The 2,326-nt window shown below is 64.7% G+C and carries 2 protein-coding genes; both read right to left on the reverse strand.

The genetic code is table 11. The features are described 5' to 3' along the window. Window positions 1-59: 59 nt before the first annotated feature. Entirely contained in the window at window positions 60-1,367 is a 1,308-nt protein-coding gene (locus EN893_RS29630; RefSeq protein ID WP_127268774.1) for a replication-associated recombination protein A, read from the reverse strand. A gap of 48 nt (window positions 1,368-1,415) precedes the next feature. Continuing rightward, a partial coding sequence (locus EN893_RS29635) for a PDZ domain-containing protein (protein ID WP_128362009.1) occupies window positions 1,416-2,326 on the reverse strand: 911 nt, incomplete at its 5' end.

Here is a 2,326-nt window from a genome sequence, read left to right on the forward strand (position 1 = left end):
CTGCTATCGTGGTCGGCTGGCTGCCTGGTGGATCTGGCCAACGGCCTCACGCAAGCCTGCTACTCCCGCTCCTTGCGCAGCTTCGCCCAATAGTCGAGCCGCTTCCTGATGTCGCGCTCGAAGCCGCGCTCGGGCGGATCATAGAAGGTCTGGCGGCCCATCTTCTCGGGAAAATAATCCTGCCCCGAAAAGGCATCCGGCTCGTCATGGTCGTAACGATAGCCGGCGCCGTAATCCTCCTCTTTCATCAGCTTTGTCGGCGCGTTGAGGATGTGCTTGGGCGGCAGCAGCGAGCCGTGTTCCTTCGCGGCCCGCGTGGCAGCCTTGAAAGCATTGTAGACGGCGTTGGATTTGGGCGCGGTGGCGAGATAGACGGTGGCCTCGGCAAAAGCCAGCTCGCCCTCGGGCGAGCCGAGATAGTCGTAGGCATCCTTGGCGGCATTGGCGACGACAAGCGCCTGCGGGTCGGCAAGGCCGATGTCTTCCATGGCCATGCGCACCAGCCGGCGGCCTAGATAGAGCGGATCCTCGCCGGCATCGAACATGCGTGCGAGATAGTAGAGAGCCGCGTCAGGGTCTGAACCGCGTACCGATTTGTGCAGCGCCGAGATCAGATTGTAATGGCCGTCCTGGCCCTTGTCGTAGATCGGCGCGCGGCGCTGGACGATGCGCTGCAGTCCCTCGGGATCGAAGACCTCGCCGGGTTTGGCTGCCCGCCAGACTTCTTCCGCGAGCGTCAGCGAGGCCCGGCCGTCGCCATCGCTCATGCGGATGAGCATGGTCCGCGCCTCGTCGTCGAGCGGCAGCGCCCTGCCCTCGGTCTCCTCCGCCCGCACCATCAGCTTGGAGATGCTCTCCTCGCCAAGCGAATGGAAGACCAGAACGCGCGCGCGTGACAACAAAGCGGCATTCAGTTCGAAGGACGGGTTTTCGGTCGTGGCGCCAACCAGCACGACTGTCCCGTCCTCCATGACCGGGAGAAAGCTGTCCTGCTGGGCACGGTTGAAGCGATGGATCTCGTCGACGAACAGCAAGGTCTGGCGGCCATTGGTGCGGCGCAATTTGGCCGCTTCGAACACCTTTTTCAGGTCGGCGACGCCGGAAAAGACAGCCGATATCTGCTCGAAGGCCAGGCTGGTTTCGCCGGCAAGCAGGCGCGCCACGGTGGTCTTGCCGGTGCCGGGCGGCCCCCAGAAGATCATCGAGCCGAGCGAGCCGGAACCGATCAACCGGGTCAGCGCGCCGTCAGGGCCGGTCAGATGCTCCTGGCCGACGACCTCGCCAAGGTTTCTCGGCCGCAGCCTGTCGGCCAGCGGCCGCCCAGGCGGGGTCTTTTCCGGTTCATCGACGCTGAACAGATCGGCCATGCACTTCTTTTTCGTTGGAGCATGAGCCCGAATGCACGGAACCCAGCCCTAATAACGCAACACCTGACGCATTATCTGCCCGCCACGCTCGACGGTAAAGCGCCACCAGCGCGTATCCGTCCTGGCCGCCAACTCCAGGGTCGCCGCGGTATCGATGGTGGTGCCGTTCACCTCGCGCACGATGTCGCCCGGCTGGAAGCCGAAATCGGCGGCCGGAGAATCACGGTTGATGTCGACCACGGTGACGCCCTTGATGTCCGTGCGCAGGCCAAGCCGCTGCGCGAGCCGGGGCGACAGCTCCGCGACCTTGGCGCCCGAAAACGGGCTGCGGCCATGCAGCGTCACCTCGGCAGCTTTCATGCCTTCCGGAGCACGCTCCAGCGCAATATCCATCGCCGCCTGCTGGCCCTTGGTCAAAACCGCGAAATTGGCGGTGGTGCCGATCGACAGCGTCGCCATCCGGTAGTCCAGCGCTTCGATGCTCTCGACCGGCTTGCCATTGAGTTGCAGCACCACGTCGCCGGGCTTGAGTCCTGCCTTGCCGGCCGGACCGGTCGCCTCGACCGACGAGACCAGCGCACCGGTCGGCTTCTCCATGCCGAGCGATTCGGCGATCTGCGGCGTCACCGATTCGAACTCGGCGCCGATATAGGGCCGTTCGAAGAAGTCGAGCCCGGCCTTGGCCGCGTCGGCAAAAGCGCGGACCATATTCGAGGGAATGGCGAAGCCGATGCCGATCGAACCGCCGCTGCGGCTGTAGATGGCGGTGTTGATGCCGACCAGCTGGCCGCCCATGTTGATCAGCGCGCCGCCGGAATTGCCAGGATTGATGGCGGCGTCGGTCTGGATGAAGAAGCTGGAATCGGAGACGCCGATATGGCTGCGGGCCAGTGCCGAGACGATGCCGCTGGTGGTGGTCTGGCCGACGCCGAAGGGGTTGCCGATGGCCAGCAACAGGT

The organism is Mesorhizobium sp. M7A.F.Ca.CA.004.04.2.1 (genome assembly GCF_004022825.1).
Taxonomy (GTDB): domain Bacteria; phylum Pseudomonadota; class Alphaproteobacteria; order Rhizobiales; family Rhizobiaceae; genus Mesorhizobium.

What these genes read in the sequence shown, in the direction of transcription:
- EN893_RS29630 (WP_127268774.1), bottom strand. Translation starts at nt 1,367, where the DNA reads ATGGCCGATCTGTTCAGCGTCGATGAACCGGAAAAGACCCCGCCTGGG.